This is a genomic window from Nostoc sp. FACHB-892 (assembly GCF_014698795.1).
In the GTDB taxonomy this organism is placed as follows: Bacteria; Cyanobacteriota; Cyanobacteriia; order Cyanobacteriales; family Nostocaceae; genus Nostoc.
The window spans coordinates 148,130-174,532 of sequence record NZ_JACJTR010000014.1 but is presented as its reverse complement, the minus strand read 5'-3'; the positions used below and the strand labels follow the sequence as shown (position 1 = coordinate 174,532).

The window sequence follows — 26,403 nt, the reverse complement described above, 5'->3', positions numbered from 1 at the left end:
ATATTAATCCTATCGAAAAAAGATATGCGTCTTTAAACTAAGCCGTTAAATTATATTTTCAATTGCCTCTGCTTGGAAATGATGAGTATCATCAAGGCTCCAGCTTTGGAATTCTCCAGCTTTACCGTTTTGGACGGAAACTATTATATACGAGTATCCTTGCCAAGCGTATAGGCGATCGCATTCTGAAGGGATAGCAGGATGATCTGGGTGGGAGTGAAAAATGCCGATAATGCTCAGTGATCTGTCGCGTGCTTCCCTTTGTATTTTTAACATAACTTGGGGTGCGATCGCATATTGCCGTCTTTTACTTTCTGCTGTGCGTTCCCCTGAAAATTCAGCCGCCGCTTCTGTATTCCAGGCATTTTCTGTTGGTATGACTTCTACCACAATTTTGCTCTCACTAGCCAGATAGCCCATAATTATACCACAGCACTCATTTGGATAGGTGCTTTCGGCATGGATGCGGATAGTTTGCAAGTGTTCTTGGCTAAGTCGGATCATCTCTGCGTTTGTAGTTTTGCTAACCTTTAGAATTTTAGCCCACCGCAGGCATCGCACCGATAAAATAAAACAATATGAAAAATGTAAAAATTATCGTATCTATATATACATTTGTTAACCAATAATGTGAAGAGTATGCAAAGACGATTATTTAAGTATAGACATCTCAGTAAAATATTAACTATGTGATTATTATGAGTCTATTCAGATGTTCTCTATTTTCAAGCTAGACACCCACGGAGAATAGCTCACTACGTGCAAGTTAGTAAAAGGCTGAATATTCAATAAATATTACTATTGCTCAAGGATAATGTTTAAAGTATGCCGAAAACGTCAAATTGAGGCGGATTTTTGCGCCCGAAAACAGCAATAAACTCAAGGTTGATAACTGAAGTTACTGAAAAAATTGATCTAGGTAGGTAATAATTATGGCAAATACCATTGGAACCAACGGTAATGATACTCTCGTGGGCAGCGAGTTAGCAGACACCATTAAGGGTCTTGCAAGCAACGATACCATTACATCTAGCCAAGGCAACGACACCCTGACTGGTGGCGGTGGTAAGGACCAATTTGTTTACGACAACTTTAACTCCGATGCTAGCACTGATACTATTACCGATTTCGGTGGTGTGGGTAAAGGCACAAATCCAACAGCAGCAGTCATTGCCGAAGTGGACACGATCAAATTCCTTAGTCCTGGCTTAACTGCCCGAAATCTCCTCCTCACCCAGAATGGCAGCAATCTAGAAATCACCTTTCAAAGTGAAATTCCAAATGCCAAAGTCATTTTGCAAAACTTTGCCCTGCAAAACCTGGATAACCTCAACAAATCTACTGGAGCGACTGTTAACTTGGGCAATATCCAGTTCTATGGGGAAACCAGTATCAGTGATAGCTTTGATGTCGTCAATGCCAACTCCACCCAACACAACCCGTTCCGCAAGAACACAGTTACCTTCTTTAACGACCTAGATAACTATATCAATGGCTTTGACAACTCAGATGATGTCATCAATGGTCAGGGTGGTAATGACAAAATCGACGGCAAAAGTGGCAACGATTTGCTACGTGGTGGCGCGGGGAATAATACTCTGATTGGTGGCGCTGGTAACGATAAGTTGTATGCTGGCTTTTCAACAGAGAATAACTTACTTAATGGTGGCGTTGGTAACGATACCTTGGATGGTGGCTTTTCAACAGGGAATAACTTACTCAATGGTGGCGTTGGTAACGATACCTTGGATGTCAAGGCTTCAACAGGCGATAACCTTCTTAATGGTGGCGATGGCAATGACTATCTTTCCGCCTCTGGCGAGAACTACTACATAGACGGTGTCTATATCTCTTTAGGCAATAACACCCTCAACGGTGGTGCTGGTAACGATATATTGAGCATTTTCTTGTCAAAAGGCGATAACCTCCTCAATGGTGGCAATGGCAATGATTCTCTCAGAACCTTCTCCGATGAAGCTGATGGCGGAACCTCAGGCAATAATACCCTCAATGGAGGCGCTGGTAGCGATCACTTGACTCTTTACAACACAACAGGCAATAACCTACTGGACGGTGGCGATGACAATGATTATCTTTCGGTTTATGGCTACTATAGCATTAGAGGTGGTAACAACACTCTTATTGGTGGTCTTGGTAACGATATCTTGAATGCTGACAGTTCAACAGGCAATAACCTAATCAATGGTGGCGATGGCAATGATTATCTTTCGGCCGGTGGCTACCCAACTGGCGGCTCATACAATCCCGCTTCTGGTGATAATACCCTTAATGGTGGCGCTGGAGACGATAATTTGAATACGTATTTTTCAACAGGCGGTAATCTTTTAGATGGGGGTGATGGCAAAGATACGATATATGTGAGCGCTAGTGGCAACAATAACATCGATGGGGGCACAGGTGACGATTCGTTGTCCTATAACCCCATTTTTACTGATAATAATCTTACCGAGGGAATCACCTCAACTTTCGATGCCACTACTAACATTGGCTCAATTACGGCTGGCACAAATCAAGTTAGCTACAAAAATATCGAACGATTAAATATCTCAGGTACATATTACGATGACTTGATTGTGGGGAGCAATGGCAATGATATCCTTACAGGCATCAATGGTAATGATAGCCTCTATGGAGGAGCTGGTACTGATACCTTTGCTTTCTATAGTTTCAACGAAGGCATTGATAGATTGGATGACTTCAATGCCACTAATGAACTGATTCAGGTATCGGCTGGTGGCTTTGATAGCGGGTTGTCAATAGGTTCACTTCATACTAGTAAGTTTACCATCGGAACATCTGCAACTACTAGCGAAGAGCAATTTATCTACAACGGTATTACAGGTGCATTGTACTTTGACCAAGATGGTAGTATCGATGCATTTACTCAGGTGCAATTTGCACAACTATCTCCTGGATTGTCACTAAACGAAAAGAATTTTGTGGTTGTTTAATCATGATTAACGCTCCCTTGCTAAGTGAGAAATATTGAGAATGGCAGATGCTTGAGATAGCATCTTGCGTTCAATTTATTAATACAATTAATGCAATAAGAGTTAATAAAAAATATATATTGGCTTACCTTCTAGCTACAGCAAGTTACGCTTTACGTGTTCACAAGTATCTACACTCCTTAACTTTCAGTATGTGTACGGTTGAGTTGTAAGTTTTCCTGGCTAAGTCGGTTCATTCATGTCTGTATTTTTATATCTTGGCAATACATAGTAATTATTACTTAGATTTAAAGCATCACTACACACTTTCTTTATCTTGCTAACTACGTAGACGTAGGCTGTACCCGAAGCGTAGCTATGCCACAGGCTTTACGGCTACGCTCAGTACAAGTAAGTGACCACCGTAGGCATCGCCACTATTAATTCTGTATTTTTTATTGTTCCTTCAAGCATCTCACAAGTTTTATCCCTTGGAATGCCTTGGCTCAGACAACTTTTTGCCTGTTGCTTTCTGCAAATAAATTCTTGACTATAAAATGATCAGTATACGGAAAAATAGGTATGTTTATATACATTAATATTGGCTAATGTGAAGAGTATGCAAAGATGTGTTTTAACTATAGACATCTCGGTAAATCTTCATATATGGTTATCACAGTGTTATTTAGATGTTTCTTATTTTTAAGTTAGACATCCACGGGCAATAGCCCACAACGAGGGTATGAAAATCCCTTTTCCTATCAATAGTTAATTTTTCTCTATTTTCAAGATAGTAGAAATTACGTATTGAAAAATTTAAGTATGGAATGTGATTTTCAGAAATTTAAGTTTAATTTGACCAAGCTTTTTGAGCGATGCCTGTGGTGGGCTATGCCTACGCTATTCAATCAAAAATGGTTATAAAGAGCTTAAAACAACGGTTTATTTCAGTTCATTCATACACTCATAAATTTGTATAGTGCGTGTTACAAGCTGGTCAACAGCGTGAATTTCTGATAGAAATTACTGTTCCTCAAAAGTGACATAAAAAAACTCGCCGAAAGTCTCAACTCTCGGTAAGTTCTTTGTGCGCCAAAACAGCACTAACTCAGGGTTTAGAAGTAAAGTTACTCGAACAATCGATTAAATTAAGGTAAAAATTATGACAAATATCATTGGAACCATCAGTAATGACACCCTGTTGGGCAGTAACGACAACGACACGATTAACGGTCAAGCAGGTAATGATACCATCACAGCTAAGAAGGGTAATGATACCCTGATCGGTGGCGGTGGTCAAGATACATTTGTTTATAACTTGGGCGACGGCACTGATACCATCACCGATTTCAGTGGGGTAGGTAAAGGCACAAACCCGACAGCAGCAGTGATTGCCGAAGTGGATACCATAAAATTCCAAGGTGCTGGCTTGACTGCTAGAAATCTGTTGCTGAACCAAAATGGCAAAAACCTTGAAGTCACCTTTGAAGGGGTGACTGGTACAAAATTCATTCTCCAAAACTTCAACTTAGAAAACTTGGATAACCTGAAAGCTTCTGGAACAACACCAGTTCTTGGTAATATCCTGTTTAATGGGCAAACTAGCATCACCCCCAGCTTTAATGTTTTAGATGCCAATATCACTGAAGCAAGCCTAGCCATCAAGAACACCGTAACCTTTATCAATGACCTCGATAACGACATTACGGGTTTATATAATTCAGATGATGTCATTAATGGTCAAGGCGGTAATGACAAAATTGACGGCTTAAGTGGCAACGATTTGCTGCGCGGTGGTACGGGCAATGATACTCTCGTTGGTAGTGCGGGGAATAACACCTTGGTTGGCGGTACTGATAGGGATTACTTAGATGTTGATTCTTCAACAGGTAATAACCTTTTGGATGGTGGCGATGGTAATGATACTCTCTCAGCTTTAGGTGACTACGATATCAAGTCTGGTAATAACACCCTCAACGGTGGCGATGGTAACGATAGCTTGAGTGCTGACAGTTCAGCAGGCAATAACCTACTGGATGGTGGCAATGGTAACGATTATCTCTCGGCTTCTAGTAGCTACTACGACCCTGAGGTGTCTGGTAATAATACCCTCAAAGGTGGTGCTGGTAATGATACCTTGAGTGCTTTCTATTCAATAGGCGCTAATTTCCTGGATGGTGGCGATGACAATGATTATCTCTCGGTCAATCTTGCCGATGGTAATAACACCCTCAACGGTGGTATTGGTGACGATTCCTTGAGTGCTAACATTTCAAAAGGCAATAATCTGCTCTCTGGTGGCTATGGCAATGATTCTCTTAGTGCCTCTGACTTCGAGGGCTACAGGTTTGATAACACCTCTGGCAATGACACCCTCAACGGTGACGCTGGTGACGATTACTTGAGTGTTAACCATTCACGAGGCGCTAATTTGCTCAATGGAGGCGACGGCAACGATTATCTGTCTGCCTCTGGCTACGGTTACGGCTACGGAGGAAAGTTTTATAACACCACTGGTAATAATATCCTGAACGGTGGTGCTGGTAGTGATAACTTGAATGTTGACTATTCATCAGGCGCTAATCTGCTCAATGGAGACGATGGCAACGATACTCTTTCCGCCTCTGGCTACGAGTTCGACCAAGAGGGTGAGTACGGCAAAGGAGTCTATCGCAAAACATCAGGAAATAATACCCTTAATGGTGGCGCTGGTGCCGATAACTTGATTGTTAATTATTCAACAGGCAAGAATCTGTTGGATGGTGGCGATGGCAACGATACTCTCTCTGCTTTCAGCGCATTAGGTAATAACACTCTATATGGTGGTTTGGGTAATGATATCATCACAGGTGGTTTTGGTAATGACACCATCTATGGAAATGATGGTACTGATACCTTTGCTTTCAATAGTTTCAATGAAGGCATTGATACCATTTATGACTTTAACACCACTAATGAGTTGATTCAGGTATCGGCTACTGGTTTTGGTGGCGGGTTAGCAAAACCTTCACTTGTGACAAGTCAGTTTACCCTTGGAACATCTGCAACCACTAGTACTCAACGATTTATTTATGACAATTCTACAGGTGGACTTTTCTTTGACCAAGATGGTAGTGCGGCTAAGTTTACTCAGGTAAAATTTGCACAATTATCTGTTGGATTATCACTAACCAACAACAATTTTGTGGTTGTTTAATCGTGATTAGCTTTTCATATAATGTCCGCTTGATTACTTATTAAATCTGAAGAACCCCACCCCGCCAAAGCTGCGCTTTGTCTCCCCTCCCCGCAAGCGGGGAGGGGTTTGGGGTGGGGTGCAATGACTGTGAAAATCGTAACTAATTATGCGGACATGATATCATTTCTTTAATCAAGTATTGCGAGGTGCTGAAAATAGCATCTCGCACTCGATTGAGCAATGCAATTTAAAGTTGATTCTGCGCTTTGAATTGCAGATATAGGTTAACCACCTGATCGGCAATTTGATTTGTTGGTGCATCTAGTACTAATTTGCGAGATTAGCGGATTGCTCCCGATGATTGCAATGTCAAATGAATTGTGAGCGATCGCAATCCCAATAAATAGACTTTTGGGGATTTGCCAATCATCTCAAGCTAAACCCCAAAGTTCTAACTGTTGTTTGTTACCTTAACCTACATCATCATGGGCAAAGCGGTTAAAGAGGAAGTCTAAAGCATAGTTACGTAGCTGGTAGTATTGTGGATCTTCCATGATGCGGGCGCGATCGCGTGGACGAGAAAAGGGAATTTCCATGACTTCACCAATTTTCGCATGGGGACCATTAGTCATCATTACTAATTTATCTGCTAAAAATAGTGCCTCGTCAATGTCGTGGGTAATCATCAGCACTGTACAACGGTTATCACCCCAAATTTTCAGCAATTCTTCCTGCAATTCTTCTTTGGTGATGGCATCCAGCGCCCCAAAAGGTTCATCTAAAATTAAAACTTTCGGACGAATCGCCAAAGCACGGGCGATAGAAACCCGTTGTCTCATACCGCCGGACATTTGCATTGGTTTCTTTTCCATCGCATCAGCCAGTCCCACCATTGCTAGATGATCACGCACAATTGCTCTTTTTTCAGCTTGTGGTTTGTTGGGATAAACGGCGTTAACAGCTAAGTAGATATTTTCAAAAGCAGTCCGCCACGGTAGCAAAGCATAGTTTTGGAAGACAACCATTCTGTCTGGGCCTGGCTTGGTAATCGGTTCTCCTTCAAGTAACACTTGCCCGGAGGTGGGAAAGTTAAAACCGGATACCATATTTAGTAGCGTCGATTTGCCACAGCCAGAGTGACCGATGACGCAAATAAACTCGCCCTGTTCAACGTTGAGATTAACGCCGTCGAGGACAGTGAAGGGGCCTTTCTTTGTGGGATAAACTTTGGTAACGTCTTTAATTTCTAGGAAAGGTCTGCGGCTGGTGGTTGCAGTGGCGAATGGTTTTCCTAGTGTATTCGTAGCTGCTGAGTTGCGGTTTTGCATGGTATTTGGGGATTGGAAACCTTAATGTACGGGGTGTGTAACTGAATATTCTGACCTCACTTCCATTCCTCTCCCCTAAAAGGGGGAGAGGCTTTGAATTTTCCCCCTTCCTTACAAGGGAAGGAGGTAGGGGGTTAGGTGTTTTGCTGGTTTTTTCAGATGATGTAAAAAGTCAGATTATTAACGGAGATAAAAGGTTCGCGCATGATGTGCTACTTCTCCTACTCCCTCTTTCTCTTACCAATTTTTTATGACGCGAGTCTCCTTCTCGGTGCATCAAGAACAACTTCCGCGACTGAAAAATCACGTTTAATTTTCAAGTTGTTGAGATAAGCGATCGGATCATCGGCGTTAAAGGGAGTACCATCGAACAGTTGGATCGGTTGGCGAATATAGCTAATATCCAAACCTAATTCTCGTGCTGCGGTGCTGAAAACACGAACTTGACAAACCCGTTCAACAACTTCTACCCAATTTCTGGGGAAGGGAGTATCACCCCAACGCGCCAATTGACTCATAATCCAAATTTGTTCGGTGCGACTGGGGCGGTTGATCGCAGACTCAGAATAAAACTGGTGATGGGCATAGTCTCGCAACGGATGGTCTAAGTCACAGGTGAGACTATCTGGATCTTCGAGTTGAATGTATTCTAAATCAGTGCTAACGTAATCTCGCCCAGCTAAAATTTGCCGAATTTCTTGGGTATTTTCGGGATTTGCACAATATACGCAAGCTTCTAACAAAGCTTTAGTCAAGGCGATATGCGTATTTGGATAATTTTCTGCCCAATCTTCCCGCACACCAAGAACTTTACCGGGGTGTCCTAGCCAAACTTCTAAATCGGTAGCGATGGTAAAGCCGACATTTTCCACAGCAGCGCGGTAATTCCAAGGTTCGCCGACGCAGTAACCATCAATGCTTCCAGTTTTTAGGTCGGCTACCATCTGCGCTGGGGGAATGGTCTTTATGTCCACATCGCTATCGGGGTCAATTCCACCAGCCGCTAGCCAGTAACGCAACAGCAAGTTGTGCATCGATGCGGCATGTACTACTCCCATTGTGTGCCGTTGTTCACGGGTGCGAAGCAGGTATCTTTTAAAATCTGATAAGGTTTGTACACCTTCATCATAAAAGTGTTTTGCCAAGGTGATGGCGTTACCGTTGCGAGTCATAGTAAGCGCAGTAACAACGGGCAGAGGTTGGTTATTATGTCCCCCCAAAGTAAGCCACATCGGCATCCCTGAAGGCATTTGCGCCGCGTCTAAATAACCACCACTTATGCCATCTTCTATACCCCGCCAGCTACTTTCTCGCACGAGGTTAACTTCATCTAAACCGTGTTTGAGAAAGAAGCCTTTTTCTTTAGCAACTGCTAAGGGGGCGCAAGCTGTTAGAGGTAAAAAGCCAATTTCTAGGTTAACTTTTTCTAATCCATGACGGGCAACGTCGGCAGTTTTCCGCGCCCGAATTTTCTTGATGCGTTTCTGCTGATTGAGGAAGTAAATCATTTCACTCCGCAAGCTGTAGTAGCTAGGATGTTCTACTACTTCCATCCGCTTGCGGGGTCTGGGAATATCCACTTCTAAAATGTCGCCGATTTTCGATTCGGGGCCGTTGGTTAGCATCACGATTCTGTCAGATAACAGTACCGCTTCATCTACATCATGTGTCACCATGACGGCGGTAACTTGATTTTCTTCGCAGATTTGCATGAGTTGTTCTTGCAAATTGCCGCGTGTGAGTGCATCCAATGCGCCAAAGGGTTCATCTAGCAGCAGTAATTTGGGACGAATCGCTAAGGCGCGGGCGATCGCAACTCGCTGCTTTTGTCCACCTGATAACATTCCTGGTTGTTTATCAGCATGGGGACGCAAACCCACCATATTTATATGTTTTTCGATAATGGCGTTGCGTTCATCTGCAGGTAAACCTTTCATTACCGAGTCGACGGCGAGGGCAATATTTTCTCTAACTGTTCGCCAAGGTAATAACGAATAATTTTGGAACACCACCATCCTGTCTGGGCCGGGTTTGGTGATTTTTTGTCCTTCGAGAGTGACAAGACCTTCAGTAGGCAAATCCAAACCCGCAATCATATTTAATAGAGTAGATTTGCCGCAACCGGAGTGACCAATCAAAGAAACGAATTCTCCTTTTTTTATTTGGAGGTCGATTCCTTTAAGGGCGATATATTTGCCACCGCCAGTTAATTCAAAAACTTTGTCAATTTGATCAACAGCTACGAACATAAGAGTTAAAAGTTAAGAGTGAAGAGTGAGGAGTTGAAAGTTAAGAGTGAGGAGTGAGAAGTTGGAAGTTAAGAGTGAGGAGTGAGAAGTTGGAAGTTAAGAGTGAGGAGTGAGAATTTGGAAGTTAAGAGTGAGGAGTGAGGAGTTGAAAGTTGGGAGTTAGAACTTTTTTAATTCATAACTCCTAACTCCTAACTCCTAACTATTTTTGCTCTGCTGGTAAAATCTTGTTTTGCAGCCAACCCATTGCTTTATCTAGGAGTAACCCAACAACACCGATATAAACTAAAGCCAAAATTACTTCGCTGACGTTGTTATTTTGATAAGCGTCCCAGATAAAAAAGCCGATTCCGACAATACCGGACATGACAATTTCGGCGGCGATAATCGCTAACCAAGCTAAACCGATCGCAATTCTCAAACCGGTAAAGATGTAGGGTAATGCCGCAGGAATCAAAATATTAGTGAAATATTCTTTGCGGCTAAGTTGGAGAACTTTGGCGACGTTGTTGTAATCTTGGGGAATTTGAGTAACGCCGACAGCAGTGTTAATTAAGATGGGCCAAATAGCGGTGATGAAAATTACGAATAATGCGGCGGGTTCGTTTTGTCGTAAAGCTGCTAAAGAAATTGGAACCCAAGCTAGAGGTGGTACAGTCCGCAGTAGTTGAAAAATGGGGTCTAAAGCTTTGGACATGGTTTTATTAACCCCAATCAAAATGCCCAAGCCAATACCAACGATCGCAGCTAGGGTATAACTGATAGCAACCCGTTGCAGACTAGCGAGAATCTGCCAAAACAGACCTTTGTCAATGCCACCTCGGTCATAAAATGGCCAGAAAATGAGAATCCAAGTGTCTTGAATAACCTGTATTGGCCCTGGTAATGTTGCGCCGGGAGTCCAAGCGAAAAGTTGCCAGATAATCAGGAAGATTGCGATCGCGATCGCTGGAGGTATAAGATCAGGAAATTGCTTTTGCAGGCTGGATATAAAGCCATTATTCAATTTAGGGCTTGCAGGGCGTTTTTGGGCGAGTGTCATGATGCTGTGTTCTCCGCAAATTTTATTTTTGATTTGTCTTTTGTCCTTTGTCAGTTACCAATGACCAATGACTAAACACTGACCTTCTTTATTTTGAGATTCTTCAAATATTCTTCTGGCTTTTCGGGGTCAAATTTGATGCCATCAAAAAACTCTTCTACACCACGGGATGTATTTGTGGGAATATCAGCAGAGGCAATCCCAGCTTCTTTGGCAGCTTCTTTCCAAATATCTTCGCGATTGACTTTGTTAATCAGTTCTTTCGCCTTAGCAGCATTATTGTCTAGATAATCTTTTGGTAAAAATCCCCAGCGAACGTTTTCAACTATGAACCATAAATCATGACTCTTATATGGATAAGAAACACTACCTTTTTCATCTTTCCAGTAGTAAGCAGCCATTGATTTATCATCAATTTGGCGACCATCACCCATGTCATATTTGCCTTGGTATGGATCTGCCAGTATTTCTGGTGAAGGAAGATTGAAATAATTCCGTCCAGCCAGAATTTGAGCCGCTTCTTTGCGATTATCAAAATTATCTAACCATTGTTGGGCTTCCATAATTCCTTTTAAAATTGCTTTGGTAGCCTTGGGATTTTTATCAACCCAGTCGCCTCTCATGGCGAGATATTCTTCAGGATGATTCTTCCAAATTTCTGCGGTTAATGCTGCTACGTAGCCGATTTTGTCTCGCACCAGACGATAAGGCCAGGGGTCGCCTGTACTAAAGGCATCCATTGTTCCTGTTTTCATATTGGCTACAGTTTGCGCCGCAGGTACTGTGAGCAGCTTGACATCTGCATCGGGATCTAACCCGCCTGCTGCTAACCAGTAGCGAATCCATAAATCTTGGTTGACGTGGGGAAAGGTAAATGCAGCAGTGAAGGGTGTTGAAGATTTTAATTGCGTGAATAGGGACTTAGCGCCGGCTAGTTGTAAACTAATACCTTTGCCTTCGTGCTTGCTGGCGATCGCAATTCCATTTCCATGTGTATTTAATTGACATAAGACATACATGGGAATTTTTTGATTGCCTTTGGTAATTAAACCTTCTGTGATTAAATGTGGCATTGGCATCTGCCATTGACCGCCATCTATACCACCACCGGCAGAACCAATTTCTACGTTGTCCCTTGCTGAACCCCAAGAAGCTTGCTTGGAAAGGTCAACATTAGTCATGCCATACTTTGCAAAAAAGCCTTTTTCTTTAGCAATAATTAGTGGAGCCGCTTCTACAATGGGAATATATCCTAATTTAACTGTAGTAGTTTCTGGGGTTTGTTCGGGACTAATATTAGCGACTGTCTGAGCTGCTGGTTGTGCTTGAGTGCTTCCACCAGTTAAGCTTTCAGGAGGATTACCCAAACAGCCTTTAAGGAATACAGCACTCGCAGATGCTCCGGCTGTGAGGATGAATTTGCGACGGGAAATTTGATTAAAAAATTCTGTCATAATATCTCCTTTGAATGTAAATTTTATTTTTTATAGCTATGACAATTTAGACAAGAAAAACGTTGTGTTTCTTGCGCTAGTAATGATTAAGCTATATTTGGCAAAGCAACCGCAGCCATTTCATTAATGACGCGGCTACTTGTATAAAAAAAACTCGGCTAATTTCTTGACTCTGCTCTAGTGGTTTTTAGAGGTGTCATTCACCTTGTTGAAATCAGTTTACAGCCTTTGAAGCCAAATTGTTCAACTTGGAGTATCGATTTATTAAAGAAATATTAAATTGGATGTATAAGGAAAAATTTATCTATTTTCCTTAACTATATAAATGAATAATTTTTAATATATAAACTCTTGTCTATGAAGACTATTATTTTTATATTATGATTCGCTATTTCCGCTTATTCTACAACTTAACTTTAGTAGTATTTTCAATATATAAACTCTTATTTATGAAGACTATTATATTGGCACTATGATTTAGGTTAGCACAGCTAGCTGTGCTAACCTAAAAACGCATTTGTATCAACCTGAGAATATAAACGGTATATTTGTAAAGAAGATTTAAGTAGTGTATTCGGCGTTAATCCTCACGTAGTCGTAACTCAAATCACAACCCCAAGCTTTACCTGAACCATGACCATTGCCAACGTTAACGGAAATTAATACAGTATCCTCTTGGAGATAAGCACCTGTCGCTGCTTTTTTCAAATAAGCACTCGCTGCTACGCGGTCAAATTGTAGAGGTTGCCCATTTTCCAACATTAAGAAATGACCTAGCTTAATTTGCAGGTTTTCTTGCTCAAAGGGAACACCTGCACGTCCGGCGGCGGCGGCGATGCGTCCCCAATTGGGATCACGTCCAAAGATTGCAGATTTAACTAAGGATGAACCAGCGATGGTTTTGGCTATTTGTCGGGCTGAGAGTTCATCGTGGGTTCCTGTTACTTCTACTTCAATTAGACAAGTTGCACCTTCGCCATCACGAGCGATCGCTTTGGCTAAATGCTGGCAAACTGCTGTTAACATCGCCTCTAATTTCTCTGCTTCTGCGCCCCATTCTATAATTGCTGGGGTGCGAGATTGGCCATTTGCTAAGGCGATTAAGCTGTCGTTGGTGCTGGTATCGCCATCCACGGTAATGGAATTAAAGCTTCTATCTGCTGCCCTTGCTAACATCTGCTGCCAAAGGGCTGGCGAAACTACAGCATCACAAGTAACAAATGCCAACATGGTTGCCATATTGGGGTGAATCATGCCGGAACCTTTGGCAATACCACCAATTCGTACCGGGCGGTCGCTTATAGTTGTCTCTAAAGCAATGGATTTGGTTACCAAGTCTGTAGTAATAATCGCCCCGGCGGCAGCATCTGAGCCTGTTTCTGATAGTGCTGCTACTACCTTGGGAATCCCGCTTCGCAAAGCATCCATCTTAATTCTTTGACCAATCACACCAGTGGAAGCCAATAACACAGATTCAGATGGGATGTTTAGTGCTTGACCTACTGCCATACCAGATTCTAAAGTATCAAGGTAGCCTTGAGTACCTGTAGCGGCATTTGCTTGTCCAGCGTTGCAAAGAATAGCACGAGCGCTGTGTTTGGCTTGCAAGCGTTGGCGACAATATTCTACACAGGCAGCTTTAACTTGGCTGGTAGTGAACACACCAGCTGCGATCGCTTCCGTTTCTGAGAATATCAAAGCTAAATCTGGCAACCCCGAAGGTTTCAACCCTGCGGTAATTCCCGCCGCCTGATACCCCCTTGGTGCTGTAATACCACCTGTGATTTTTTGCCAATCTGCCATTATTCTTCCTTACAACTATCAAGTTGGATAGGTCAATTTGTGCTTTGGAAAAGTGCTTTGGAAAAGTTCTGAGTTAAGAGTTAGAAGTTAAGAGTTATTCGTTTCCCCTACTTCCTCTGCTTCCTTTACTCGCTACTCCCCATTCCCCACTCCCTTTTAGTGTGAGTTTATTTGCTGATGGCAATAATAATGCACCAGTTGGCGATTAGCATAATTGTTTTTACCTTTCTTATGACGAAAAACAAAAGCAAAAAAGGAGAGCCAATTGGGCCGCTCTCCAAATCAATACGGTGCATCTTTTGAGTACACCATATCATTGATGAGGTCAGGGGTAATACTTATTTATGAAGATGATTTCTAAAAATATGATGAAGATTCTCTGTAAATACCACATAAACTAAATAAAAAGAGAGCTACTTAGGCAGCTCTCCCGATCATCAGGGTGCATCTACATACCACAGCATAGCATTTTAGGTATGTGGGTTGTCACCATCTTTTTTATGAAGATTTTATGAAGAACTACCGGGGAAATACTTAGTTTAGAATTGGGAACTGGGCATGAAAAAGAGGCAGAGGGGAGAAATCTTCTCCCTTGCTCCCTGCTCCCTGCTCCCTGCTTCCCCTGCTAGGCGTTCAGTTTTTTCTCCACCAATTCGTTAGTTAGCTTGGGATCGGCACGTTTGCCTGTCTTTTTTAGAACTTGTCCGACAAAGAAGCCTTTGAGGTTGGTGTTACCGTTGCGATACTTTTCTAGTTCTTTGGGATTAGCGGCTATGACTTCATCAACGATGGGTTCTAGTACACTAGGATCGGTGATTAACTCTTGACCAGCAAAAGCTTTTTCAGGAGAAATACCACTGAGCAAATCTGGCAACTTTTCTTTAGCTTGAGCATTACTAATTTTGCCCGTTTCAATGCGAGTGATGATATCAGCTAGATTGGTGGGAGTTAGACCGATTTCAGTAATACTGAGTTTTTGCTTATTGAGGTGGGCTGCGATATCTTGAGTAATCCAGTTGGCGGCAGCTTTTGGATTTGCTCCAGATGCGATCGCAGTTTCAAAATATTCGGCTACTGGACGATCTTCTGTCAACACTCGCGCATCGTAAGCTGAAAGCCCCAACTCACTTTCATAATGATGGCGTTTTTGGGCTGGTAATTCTGGTAATTCGTTACGCCACTTCTCTAATTCGGCATCTGTCACCTCAATTGGTGCTAAATCTGGTTCAGGGAAGTAGCGGTAATCGCTAGAACCTTCTTTCACTCGCATACTACTTGTGCGTTGAGCGCCTTCTTCCCACAGCCGAGTTTCTTGGATGATGCGATCGCCTGCTTCGATTGCTGCAATTTGACGCTCAATTTCATAGTCAATCGCCCGTTGGATGGCGCTGAACGAGTTCATGTTTTTAATTTCTACCTTGGTGCCAAATTCTTTTCGTCCTACTGGACGCACAGAAATGTTGACATCGCAGCGCAGAGATCCTTCTTGCATATTACCGTCACTCACGCCGAGATACCGCACAATCCGGCGCAATTCTTCGGCATATTCAGCAGCTTCTAGCCCAGAACGCAAGTCAGGTTCCGAGACAATTTCTACTAACGGTACACCTGCGCGATTGTAGTCTACCAAAGAATAAGAAGAACCGGAAAGGCGATCGCTACCTGCGTGTACTAATTTTCCAGCATCTTCTTCCATGTGCAGACGCGTAATACCAATGCGTTTGCGAGTGGGATTTCCCTCAGCATCTACCAACTCAATTTCTAACCAACCATGTTCTGCGATCGGTAGATCATATTGAGAAATTTGGTAATTTTTGGGTAAGTCAGGATAAAAATACTGTTTACGGTCGAACTTGCTATATCTTGCAATTTGACAATTCAGTGCCAAACCAGCCTTAACGGCGTATTCTAATACTTTTTGATTGAGTACAGGTAAGACCCCAGGTAAACCCATACAAACCGGGTCAATATTAGTATTTGGGTCAGCACCAAATGCCGTAGAGCTATTAGAGAAAATTTTGGTGTTAGTACTCAGCTGACAATGGGTTTCTAGACCAATAATCGCTTCATACTCAGTTTTTACAGTTGTAGCAGTCGTCATAATATCACTATTTCGGCATAATCCTTCTTAGGGTACTATTGTAGCGGCGTATTGAGTTGCCCTGAAGACGGTTATTTGGGTGAGTAATGCTTACCCTCATAAACTTGAAAAGGAAGGTGCAAACCTAAGATGAAGAAAATCTTGATGATTGGTTCTGGGGGTGCTGGTAAATCTACCCTAGCCCGCGAACTGGGAACCATCTTAGGCTTAGAAGTCATCCACTTAGATACTTGGTACTGGAATCCTGGTTGGGTTGAGACTCCAAAAGCTAAATGGCAAAGTATTATCCAAGACTTAACCTTGCGAGAATCTTGGGTTATGGATGGTAACTATAGCAATACTCTCGACATTCGTTTATCGGTTGCAGATACGGTAATTTTTTTGGATTTTCCCCGGATTTTATGTTTGTCGCGGGTGATTAAGCGTCGCTTCATGTATGCTGGACAATCCAGACCTGATATGGCATCAGATTGTCCTGAAAGATTAAATTGGGAATTCCTCAAATATGTATGGTCATACCCAATTAATCGTCGTCCTGAAATTATCAAAAAACTTAGTCAAGTAATACCAAACCTGCAAGTTATTATTCTCCGCAACCCGACAGAAATTAGAGACTTTTTACAAAAAAATTCACACCATTCAGATTTAATAAATTGATTTTTATATATTGTAAATTATGTGCTAAACCCGTACTAACAATATAATTAAATTACTATAATAAAGTATGGAATTAGCAAATTAGTTCAGAGAATAACCAAAATTATGATTGATGTCAAAACAGCAGTGAATGCTGCCTATGAATACATAAAATCCATACAAGACATGATGGGTTCGTCATTAGGAGATTTGAGACTTGAAGAAGTTGAATTGTCTGATGATAAAAGCTTCTGGTTGATTACTCTAGGGTTTGATATTCCTAAAAAAGCTCCTAAAAGTCAATTGGAAAACTTTATTACTACCTCTCTTACTAACCCTGTGCTATATGAACGAGAATATAAACTTTTTAAGGTAAATTCTCAAACTGGCAAAGTAGAAGCAATGAAAATTAGACAAGTATGAAAGATTTGATTGCTTCCCTTGTTCGTCGTTATTGCCAAAGAAGGGTTTTAATTGATACAAGTATCCTGCTTCTCTTTTTGGTTGGGAGCGTCAATCAAGAACGAATAACTAAATTTAATCGAACCCAGCAATTTATACCAGAAGATTATGAGCTTCTGCTAGCATTTATTGCAAGCTTTCAAAAGCTTGTAACAACTCCGAATATTCTGACAGAAGTTAATAGCCTTGCAAATCAACTTGGTGAACCTGAACTTTCTCAGTGCTTTGCAATATTTGCTCAATTTGTCACAAATGTTGCTCTTTTGGATGAATTATATGTAAGTATTTTAGATGCTGTTAATACTGAAAAATTTGTCAAGTTCGGACTGACTGATAGCGGAATACTGACTTTATCTAAAGGGAAGTATCTTGTACTAACTGATGGCTTCAAGCTAGCAAGTTATCTTCAGAGTGTAGAAGTTGATGTGATTAACTTTAACAATATTCGTATCTTTAACTGGAAGTAAAAATATGAAATTTAACCCTACATCTAAAGCAATACGCTTGAGTTATTGATAACTAAGCTGTTACGCATTTAACTTGAACATTTATATGAAGGCTGATGATCGATGACTGATGACTGATAACCGTCAACAGTTAACAATTAAGACCCCTATATACACCCTTTAATTAATAACTAAACATCTTTAATAATCAATCAAACTATTAAAATAAATTAGCACTCAAGGCTTGTTAGTGCTAATTGTTGACTGAGATTTAATGCCTATGATATAGATCAAAACTATACTTTTTCTAGATACATTAGCTAATTGCTAGACATTATACTAGAAAAAACTGAAGCTTTACTGCAAGTAATTTAAAACTGGGAGTGCTAGCATGAAATACACTTTTGATATTGTAGGAGTATCTCCACTTTTGCAGTTTTTTAATCACCAACAGCAAAATGGGCAAAAATCACCTCACCAAGGCGTGGAATACTTGGGAATGCATACATGTACGCTAGATACGTTTCTAGAATCAGTGGAATCAGTTCCAGTAAAGTGGGATTGGAATCTCGATCAAGTAGTAGATACCGTGATTCAGTTTTGGTTAAACAACTCAGATAGTATTGGTTATTGGAAAGTACGATTAAGCGATGCTGGTAAAGATAATTTACTAGTCGCAAGATTGGCGGATATAACCGCCTTACAAGCTGAATTTGAATCCCTACTAGATAAGGAGTGGTGAAGAGATAGGTAGAATTGAAAAAGAATTCAGGGACGGAGCAACTCCTGCTCCGCCTTCAGTGATAATCAACGCTTTTTTCTGTTATTCTTATTTTCAAGTGCTTTGAAAACTTTGAGATATGAGTTTTTTACTCTCTTGGTTTGAATTTCTAATATATCTATTAACATAACTTAATTTTTCAATATCTAAAAAAACTTTAACTTTTGCATCCTCTAAACTTATTGTAAAAACGTAAATACCCACAATATAGCTTTACTGAGTGCGCTGTAGAAAAATTAAGAGTGTGTCTGCGTTTATTAATCTTGCGTAGCTTATTGTTCATTCTGAACCTATTTTTTTAATGGTATTTTTTAAAACGTTGTCCTTTATTTTAATACTGATACAAATTTTACTTATGTGTATGCATACAAATCATGCAAACCCAATACTTGCTAAACTTTTTGCTTGAGAATTTTTTGCCGTGGAAACAATTGCAAATTAAGGCTTTGAGATTTCTAGCACCCAAAAATTCCAATTTAATTGGTCTAAAATATAGCCTTAAGTGTTGACAGTTTATAAATAATCGAATAACAAGGTGGCAGCAGCATTAAAAAAAGCGTTAGTGCATTCCTACCTAGAAACTAATTAATGCCCTTCATTAAACTTCATACGGTTAACATAATTATGCCAGAAAATACGGATTACAAAGCTTCTAAATCAGACAATCAGGTTATTGCTTATAAAGAACGCCTCAATTCTTGGGCGATCGCTCGTCTACTTCCTAATACACAACGCGAGATTGTTGCTCGCTTCCGCAGCCGTTCTGATGCCGAAGGCTATATGCGGCACCTCTCTCAGGAAAGACCAAATGCTTCTTACATGGTTGTTTTTGATTGTCAACGCCAAGAAGTTGTAATTTAAAGTATAAGTGTAGGTAATAAACCTATCTTGAAAATAGAGAACAGGGAAAGAGATTTTCGTTCTCAATTGCGCTTGCATACCGGGTGCTTTGTCTTCACTCTGTTCATTAGCATCCTCTTGCAAAAGAGACTTTTGCGCTCTTGTGGCGAAAAGGGATGGGTTAAAGGCAAAGAAAATTCAATTCCTTTAACCCTTGCTCTTAATCTCTTTGTTTCAAAAACATTTTAGATGCTATTGAAAACCTAGCTAACTAGCTAAAGATGGATGGAATTGGCTTTTAAATTGATCTCTTTGACTGTCGCGATCGCTTCAACATACCATTCGCTTTTACTGCCAGCCTCGCTCTACATCAACAATACCATTGGTTGTGCGTTTTCAAGCCGAGGCTGCCTATACTAAGTATCTACGAATAATAGATGCGTTCAAATAGTTCAATTGAAGGATGCCTCCCGGCTTTTTCAATCACATTTCGCCTCTTGACCTGAACAATCAAATAGATGTAAACCTAAGCGTTGGGAAAGTTCTTCGCACACCTTTACCCCTCGTACACTATTACCACGCACATCCAGCAACGGTGAAAAAACTCCAATGCCCATTTTATTGGGTACAACGGCGATAATCCCGCCAGTAACACCGCTTTTCGCCGGAATCCCAATTTTATAAGCCCACTCACCTGCAAAGTTGTACATCCCACAGGTGTACATAACACTTAGAATATCTTTGATGTAACGCTTATCTACCGCCTGTTCTTTGGTGATGGGGTTAATACCTCTGTTAGCAAGGGTAGCCGCCATCACTGCTAAGTCTTGGCAATTAACTATCACAGCACACTGCTGGAAATAAAGATCCAACGCCTCTTCAATATTCCGGTCAATCATGCCAAAGTTGAGCATCAGATGCGCCATTGCGCGGTTGCGATGTCCTGTACTGCGTTCTGAGGTAAAAACTGAAATATCAACGAATACGTCGCGGCCAATATATCGCTTGAACATATCTAGCATTCGGTTGAGGCGTTCGGTTGGGCCAGAACCTTTAATTAAGCTAGTGGTGGCGATCGCTCCGGCATTTACCATTGGGTTATAAGGTCGCTTCGATTGCTCATCCAAAACAATCGCGTTGAATGCATCTCCCGTCGGTTCCACGCCAACTCTAGTCAAAATGTAATCCAGCCCATGATCTTCTAAGGCTAGTCCATAAGCAAACACTTTGGAAATTGACTGAATAGTAAAGAGGTGATCGTAGTTCCCAACTTTATAAACCTGACCATCTACTGCCACAATGCAAATGCTAAACAAGTCCGGATTTGCCTTTGCCAGTTCCGGAATATATTTAGCTACTGCACCCTCTTGCAATAACTTGTACTGAGAATGCAACTCGTTAAGAACAGCTAATAATGGGGATGGATCTATTTCTAAATTTCCTTGATGTGCTTGGTTTGTCATCAGGCTGATAGCATTTCCCAAAATATCTACTATATATAGTAGGGGTATAGCTGGTATAGCTGTACATCCCTACAGCCGCAAAGATTTTGGAAAAGATAGCTTGCTCTAAAAAATCATACTTGAACCACTACTTAGGGCATAAAATGTCTATTGTATTTTTTAATACACAAAAAATTCTTGTTACAAGCGATCGCGAAGTTTTATTAATTTTTTTGTAATTAATCTTGAAAAATACTAAGTTGAGTATCTTCCTTTTTTTTATACTCAGTAATACTGGCGCAAGAAGTTATATATATTACCAGCTTAAGTCTAGTTATGGAGAATAAAAGTCATGATTAATCTAAGTAGAAAAAACTTTTAAAAAAGATATTAAGCTCAAACTAATTTACATAATTATTTAAGATGTAACTCATATCACGACTTATTCATAGAGAAATCTAAAGATTCCATTAAATAAGTGATTTTAAGCATTTATGCCGATGCCATTTAATTAAAGTTATATTATCTCCTTACAGGAAATACCAGAATAGATGTAATATAGAATACACGGGTAGTTGCGAACCTTTAGAACCGATGTGAATAGGGTATCGTCATTTTGGCGTGCAATAAGCATAAAGTTGTTTGAAGGAATTTTTGACTTGTCGGAAAAAGCGTTACATAGCCAAAGTCCCTATTTGAGAAAGGTTTCGCCCATAAAATTAGAATTGGAATTTGAGAAAGCTGCTGATAATTACGCTAAAACCCTGATCCCCAAGCCAAAAGGTTCGTGTTAGTCTGTTGCAGTTATAAACAACAAAGTGAAAACGGAACGAGTTCGAGTTTTTCAAAAGGGAGATCACTTTCACAAAGTGAAAAATCCCACCAGTTATAAAACTTAAGTTCTACAGTCGCTTTAAAAAACGGACGCATGAATCAAAGACATTTGTGGATTATTGTTACCCTGTCTATGGCTGCTTTGGGCATACCCTCAGTCGGTTGCACTCAAACCACCAAAGGAAATGCACTAGCTTCTCAGAAATCACCTGCCCCTGATGTGGTGAAGGTGGGAGAGTACCAATCCAGAGCAGGGAAACAAACCTTGGATGCTGTGATTACACAAATTCATCCTCACAATATTGAAGGACGTAAGGCGGCAACCCTTTTTATCAGAAATCTACCTGTTCTCACCTTTTTAAGTTCTGTATCAGATCCGAATCTTGAAAGTAAAAAAGTTGGTGAAATTGGAAATACTGGGGGCGTGCAATCGTACGCCCTTATTGCTAGCAATTCACCAAATGCACTGAATACTAGGAACGTAACAGATGTAAGTAACCAGATTAGCTCCGGTGACAATGACCCGGTTCAGGTAGCTGGTGTAGTAGCAGCTAAGATCAACCAGTTGAATCGAGAAAATGTAGACGGGAATAAGATTACCGTAAGTTGGAAAGCAGGGGAAAAATCGACTGACAATCAAGCGCAAAACAAAAGCGCCCCAGTCCAACAAAATGGCGATCGCTATGTAATCAAAATTGATGGCGAAGAATTGGTCGAAATTAACGAAGGTACTCGACTAGCAGATAGTACCAACAATCTGGCGCAAGATGCATTGCAAGCAACCAATCGCCTACGGAGGCTACTAGGCAATGCATCTCCCTTAAAAGAGATTGCGAATATGCCAGTGCGATCGCCAATAGCAATGCCAAAGCAACCTCAACAGATTGCCGTCGGAGTAGTGCAATCCACCTTGAGAGGTATAGCTTCTTTTTATGGTTATGACTTTGCTGGTAATCGCACTGCTAGCGGTCAGAGATTCAACCCAGAAGGCATGACTGCCGCTCATCGCAGCTTACCCTTTGGTACAAAAGTCCGTGTAACCAACACCCGTAATGGTCGTTCTGTAGTACTGCGAATTAATGACCGAGGCCCATTCATTCGGGGTCGAATCATTGACGTGTCTACTGGCGCGGCTCGGGTTTTGGGAATGATGGGTAGTGGCGTAGCACCAGTACGTGTTGAAGTCTTAGGGAAATAATCATTAGGCAATAGGCATAGGCAGTAGAGAGTTTACCAATGCCCAATGCCCAATTCAAGTTCCGTATCACTTAATTCCCCTAGTTCAATCATCTCTTCCCTCTCTTTCAGATATAAACTAACGGGGGAGGGATCGATAAGAACTAGGGGTATTTTTGTGCGCCTGCTGACAACAGTTGCAGCTTTACGCTGCTATTTAACTAAACGCTGCTCAGAAAACAAGCTAATTGCGGCTACTGAGGATCTAAGACTAGATGAGATCACAGGCTGGTATCAGACAGCAGTCGGTCTGGTACCAACGATGGGAAATTTGCATCAAGGTCACTTAAGCTTAATTAAACGGGCGCGTCAAGAAAATTCTACGGTGATTGTTAGTATTTTCGTCAATCCCTTGCAATTTGGTCCCAACGAGGATTATCAACGCTACCCTCGTACTTTAGAGCAAGACCAACAACTTTGCGAACAAGCTGGGGTAGATGCAATTTTTGCGCCAACTCCGGAAGAAATGGCAGTTCCTCAGAAGAGTATACAAGAATCAAAGGTTACACAAGTTATCCCCCCATCTGCTATGATAACAGGCTTGTGTGGTCGTTCTCGGCAAGGTCATTTTCAGGGTGTCGCTACGATTGTGACCAAACTTTTCAACTTGGTACAGCCTGACCGTGCCTACTTTGGTCAAAAGGATGGTCAGCAACTGGCAATTATTAAACGCTTAGTAGCTGACTTAAATTTGCCAGTAGAAATTGTTGGTTGTCCAACAGTGCGGGAAGCGTCGGGTCTTGCCTTCAGTTCTCGTAATCAATATTTGACTGCAATGGCAAAAGAGCAAGCAGCAGTATTATATCGCGGCTTGCGACGAGCTGAAGCTGCATTCATTGCAGGCGATCGCAATAGTCACAAGTTGATAGCACTGGTACAGCAAGAAGTGGCAATAGTCAATACAGTCTCAGTGGAATATATTGAATTGGTTGAACCGACTACGTTAATGTCTTTAGAAAAAGTTCAGGAGGAAGGAATGTTGGCGATCGCAGCTCGTCTTGGGTCTACACGTTTGATTGACAATATCATATTGCGCGATCGTCAACCCATCATCGCCATTGATGGCCCAGCCGGTGCTGGAAAATCCACAGTGGCACGTCAAGTGGCAGCAAATCTAAATTTAGTGTATTTAGATACAGGGGCAATGTACCGTGCTGTAACTTGGTTAGTATTGCAAAAGGGGATTGCCATTGATGATGAGTGTGCGATCGCCCAATTAACTAACGAGTGTAAAATTGAACTGACTCCTGACCAGGATTTACAATCGTCTGTGCGCGTTTGGATTGACGGTACTGATGTTACCCAGGCAATTCGCACCATTGAGGTCACATCTCAAGTATCTGCGATCGCGGCCCAAAGCGCTGTCCGTCAAGCACTGGTTAAACAACAGCAAAACTGGGGTAAAAAAGGTGGTTTAGTGGCTGAAGGTCGAGACATCGGTACTCATGTATTCCCCGATGCTGAAGTGAAAATCTTCTTAACCGCTTCTGTAGGTGAACGTGCCCGTCGCCGCCAAGAAGATTTTAGCAAACAAGGGCAACCCGAAGTGACTTTAGAGCAGCTGGAACGGGATATTGCCGAGCGTGACTGGAAAGATAGTACACGCAAAGTTTCCCCTTTGCAAAAAGCAGCCGATGCGATTGAACTTCAAACCGATGGTCTGAATATTTCTGAAGTCACAGCACAAATTGTAGATTACTACCAGCAACGTTTTCCTCAGTGGTAATCACCACTATTTGCTGTTAGTTTTTTATTTCAAAAGGGTGGTAGATAGGTTATTTATTTATTTACCATCCTTAAAACTGCATCTAGAAACAGCCCAAAAGCACAAAATTAAATAATTTTGCTATTGGCTGAACTTCATTTTAAACTTAAGTCTAGTATTGTAGATTATAGATTAATTTAATTACTAAATCATCATGCTTGCGGCTTATCCTCATATTACAATTAATACTGCTATAGGTAGAGGCGGGAAAGCTTTAATTGCTAAATGCTAAGTAAAAGGCAGCTTCTGCTGGAGGCAGAAGGACAATAGTTGATCTAAGTGGAAAACCTTTTCATGCCTACCTAGTTAATTATTTATTAGTTTTTAGCTAAGAAATATTAGCCATTTTTATTTATAGTCATTATTTTCTAGTGAATTGACTTATTTTACTTATTAAACGAGTACTTTGTTTTTATCTTCACTTTGGTAGTAAAATGACGATGTTAAGTTTTATGTTTCATCATTAAAGACATAAAACCCCAAAAATAAAAGATGTTAATTTCCTAAGCTTCTGCAATAGCTTAAGACTGGAAACCGGTAAAGAGAGGATTTGACACAATGGCATTTGTACAGCCCCCACTACCCTTCGACATTAATGCTTTAGAGCCACATGGCATGAAAGCTGAAACTTTCGAGTATCACTATGGTAAGCATCACAAAGCTTATGTAGACAACCTCAACAAGCTCACTGAAGGTACAGAACTTGCTGATAAGTCTCTCGAAGAGGTGATTAAAACTTCCTTCCAAGATTCCTCTAAGGCGGGGATCTTTAACAACGCTGCCCAAGTTTGGAACCACACCTTTTTTTGGAATTCTTTGAAACCATCAGGTGGCGGCGCACCTACAGGTGATCTCGCAGCCAAAATCGATAAAGATTTTGGTAGCTTCGACAAATTCAAAGAAGAGTTCTCGAACGCAGCCGCAACTCAATTTGGTAGCGGATGGTCTTGGTTGATTGATGATGGTGGTACGCTGAAAGTGATTAAGACACCTAATGCCGAAAATCCGCTAGCTCATGGTAAGAAGGCACTCTTAACCTTGGATGTTTGGGAACACGCCTACTACATTGATTACAGAAACGCCCGTCCAGCGTTCATCAAGAATTTCCTAGAAAACTTGGTTAACTGGGACTTTGCTGCTGAAAACTTCGCCAAAGCTTAATCACCTACCAGTGTTGGATTGGTTGTAACAGTAGCCTTTACCAGATATGTAAAGCAAAGACAACCAGTTAATTTATAAAAAGTCATCGGGAAAACCCAATATTTTAAAGATGGGATGATAGATGCCCCGACACCGTTGATGGTTGACGGTCAACAGCCAACAATCAACAGTCTTTCGTATTATCCCATCCTCTTTTAGGGGTGAGATGACCTTAACAATAATTACCAGCAGTCACGACGTAGTCTCGTGGCTGTTTTTGATTATCTGGACATATAGTAAGCTGTTACGCATTTAACTTGAACATTTATATGAAGCCGATGACCGATGACTAATAACTGATAACTGTTAACCGTCAACAGTTAACAGTTAACGACCGTAAAGAGTGTTTATACAATTTAGGCACGCATCAGCTTATGGCAGATATGGTGGGGCACTATAAGTGTGCCCGCAGCAACATTAACTTAATTGGTAAAAAAATATTTTAAGAAAAATTATACTCAAGTAAGTAAGTGGGCGTGAATAATTAAAGCTTCAATTAAATCTTCATATTAAAGGCTTTAGCCTTACTACAAGCTGATTTAATAATTTTTCCCTGTGTAATATAGATTGATTTATTCTTACCTACTTACTTAAGTAGAAAAAATCTGATATTCTAACATCTCTGTGTCATTAAAGACAACAAAGTTTCAGATTT

The 26,403-nt window shown here is 41.1% G+C and carries 18 protein-coding genes; 10 read left to right on the top strand and 8 right to left on the bottom strand.

Translation table 11 applies throughout. The annotated features are described in order from the left end of the window. Positions 1 to 45: 45 nt before the first annotated feature. Positions 46 to 504, bottom strand: coding sequence for a M67 family metallopeptidase (locus H6G96_RS19765; protein ID WP_190913026.1), 459 nt, complete (start codon positions 502 to 504; stop codon positions 46 to 48). 428 nt (positions 505 to 932) lie between these two features. Here H6G96_RS19765 and H6G96_RS19760 point away from each other — a divergent pair, with 428 nt between their 5' ends. After that, the gene (locus tag H6G96_RS19760; protein WP_190913025.1) at positions 933 to 2,972 is read left to right on the top strand and encodes a calcium-binding protein; all 2,040 of its coding nucleotides are present in this window, start codon (positions 933 to 935) and stop codon (positions 2,970 to 2,972) included. 1,141 nt (positions 2,973 to 4,113) lie between these two features. Further along, a complete protein-coding gene (locus H6G96_RS19755) occupies positions 4,114 to 6,147 on the top strand; it encodes a calcium-binding protein (protein WP_190913024.1) in 2,034 nt (677 codons plus the stop codon). 452 nt (positions 6,148 to 6,599) lie between these two features. On the opposite strand, the gene H6G96_RS19750 is transcribed toward H6G96_RS19755, so the two are convergent. The 6 genes from H6G96_RS19750 to gatB form a co-directional block, all read right to left on the bottom strand. Further along, positions 6,600 to 7,457, bottom strand: coding sequence for a nitrate ABC transporter ATP-binding protein (locus H6G96_RS19750; RefSeq protein WP_190913023.1), 858 nt, complete (start codon positions 7,455 to 7,457; stop codon positions 6,600 to 6,602). Between the two features lie 248 nt (positions 7,458 to 7,705). After that, on the bottom strand, positions 7,706 to 9,706 hold the full coding sequence (locus H6G96_RS19745) for a nitrate ABC transporter ATP-binding protein (RefSeq protein WP_190913022.1): 2,001 nt from the start codon (positions 9,704 to 9,706) through the stop codon (positions 7,706 to 7,708). A gap of 202 nt (positions 9,707 to 9,908) precedes the next feature. Beyond that, on the bottom strand, positions 9,909 to 10,748 hold the full coding sequence (gene ntrB / locus H6G96_RS19740) for a nitrate ABC transporter permease (protein WP_190913021.1): 840 nt from the start codon (positions 10,746 to 10,748) through the stop codon (positions 9,909 to 9,911). Between the two features lie 71 nt (positions 10,749 to 10,819). Next, positions 10,820 to 12,202, bottom strand: a complete 1,383-nt coding sequence (locus H6G96_RS19735) for a CmpA/NrtA family ABC transporter substrate-binding protein (RefSeq protein WP_190913020.1) — start codon at positions 12,200 to 12,202, stop codon at positions 10,820 to 10,822. Positions 12,203 to 12,763: 561 nt separating this feature from the next. Further along, complete coding sequence (gene argJ, locus H6G96_RS19730) at positions 12,764 to 14,005, bottom strand: bifunctional ornithine acetyltransferase/N-acetylglutamate synthase (RefSeq protein WP_190913019.1); 1,242 nt, start codon at positions 14,003 to 14,005, stop codon at positions 12,764 to 12,766. A gap of 625 nt (positions 14,006 to 14,630) precedes the next feature. Beyond that, entirely contained in the window at positions 14,631 to 16,106 is a 1,476-nt protein-coding gene (gene gatB, locus H6G96_RS19725; protein ID WP_190913018.1) for an Asp-tRNA(Asn)/Glu-tRNA(Gln) amidotransferase subunit GatB, read from the bottom strand. Between the two features lie 129 nt (positions 16,107 to 16,235). Here gatB and H6G96_RS19720 point away from each other — a divergent pair, with 129 nt between their 5' ends. The 5 genes from H6G96_RS19720 to H6G96_RS19700 all read left to right on the top strand — a co-directional run bounded on the left by H6G96_RS19720 (position 16,236) and on the right by H6G96_RS19700 (position 19,292). Beyond that, positions 16,236 to 16,763, top strand: a complete 528-nt coding sequence (locus H6G96_RS19720; protein ID WP_190913017.1) for a DNA topology modulation protein — start codon at positions 16,236 to 16,238, stop codon at positions 16,761 to 16,763. Positions 16,764 to 16,868: 105 nt separating this feature from the next. Then, positions 16,869 to 17,165, top strand: a complete 297-nt coding sequence (locus tag H6G96_RS19715; RefSeq protein ID WP_190913016.1) for a hypothetical protein — start codon at positions 16,869 to 16,871, stop codon at positions 17,163 to 17,165. Then, a complete protein-coding gene (locus tag H6G96_RS19710; protein ID WP_190913015.1) occupies positions 17,162 to 17,671 on the top strand; it encodes a PIN domain-containing protein in 510 nt (169 codons plus the stop codon). The genes H6G96_RS19715 and H6G96_RS19710 overlap by 4 nt, the downstream gene beginning before the upstream one ends. A gap of 370 nt (positions 17,672 to 18,041) precedes the next feature. Then, positions 18,042 to 18,392, top strand: a complete 351-nt coding sequence (locus H6G96_RS19705; protein ID WP_190913014.1) for a hypothetical protein — start codon at positions 18,042 to 18,044, stop codon at positions 18,390 to 18,392. A gap of 663 nt (positions 18,393 to 19,055) precedes the next feature. Then, a complete protein-coding gene (locus H6G96_RS19700; protein ID WP_190913013.1) occupies positions 19,056 to 19,292 on the top strand; it encodes a hypothetical protein in 237 nt (78 codons plus the stop codon). A 458-nt stretch (positions 19,293 to 19,750) separates the two neighbouring features. Here H6G96_RS19700 and glsA read toward each other — a convergent pair whose 3' ends face one another. Further along, positions 19,751 to 20,734 (bottom strand): glutaminase A, encoded by a 984-nt coding sequence (gene glsA / locus H6G96_RS19695; protein ID WP_190913012.1) that lies wholly within the window; start codon positions 20,732 to 20,734, stop codon positions 19,751 to 19,753. A 907-nt stretch (positions 20,735 to 21,641) separates the two neighbouring features. Between glsA and H6G96_RS19690 the strand changes: the two genes are divergently transcribed. From H6G96_RS19690 to H6G96_RS19680, 3 genes are all read left to right on the top strand, one after another. Next, the gene (locus H6G96_RS19690; RefSeq protein WP_190913011.1) at positions 21,642 to 22,745 is read left to right on the top strand and encodes a septal ring lytic transglycosylase RlpA family protein; all 1,104 of its coding nucleotides are present in this window, start codon (positions 21,642 to 21,644) and stop codon (positions 22,743 to 22,745) included. 156 nt (positions 22,746 to 22,901) lie between these two features. Continuing rightward, on the top strand, positions 22,902 to 24,509 hold the full coding sequence (locus H6G96_RS19685; protein ID WP_190913010.1) for a bifunctional pantoate--beta-alanine ligase/(d)CMP kinase: 1,608 nt from the start codon (positions 22,902 to 22,904) through the stop codon (positions 24,507 to 24,509). 597 nt (positions 24,510 to 25,106) lie between these two features. Then, the gene (locus H6G96_RS19680) at positions 25,107 to 25,709 is read left to right on the top strand and encodes a superoxide dismutase (RefSeq protein ID WP_190913009.1); all 603 of its coding nucleotides are present in this window, start codon (positions 25,107 to 25,109) and stop codon (positions 25,707 to 25,709) included. The last annotated feature ends 694 nt before the right edge of the window (positions 25,710 to 26,403 follow it).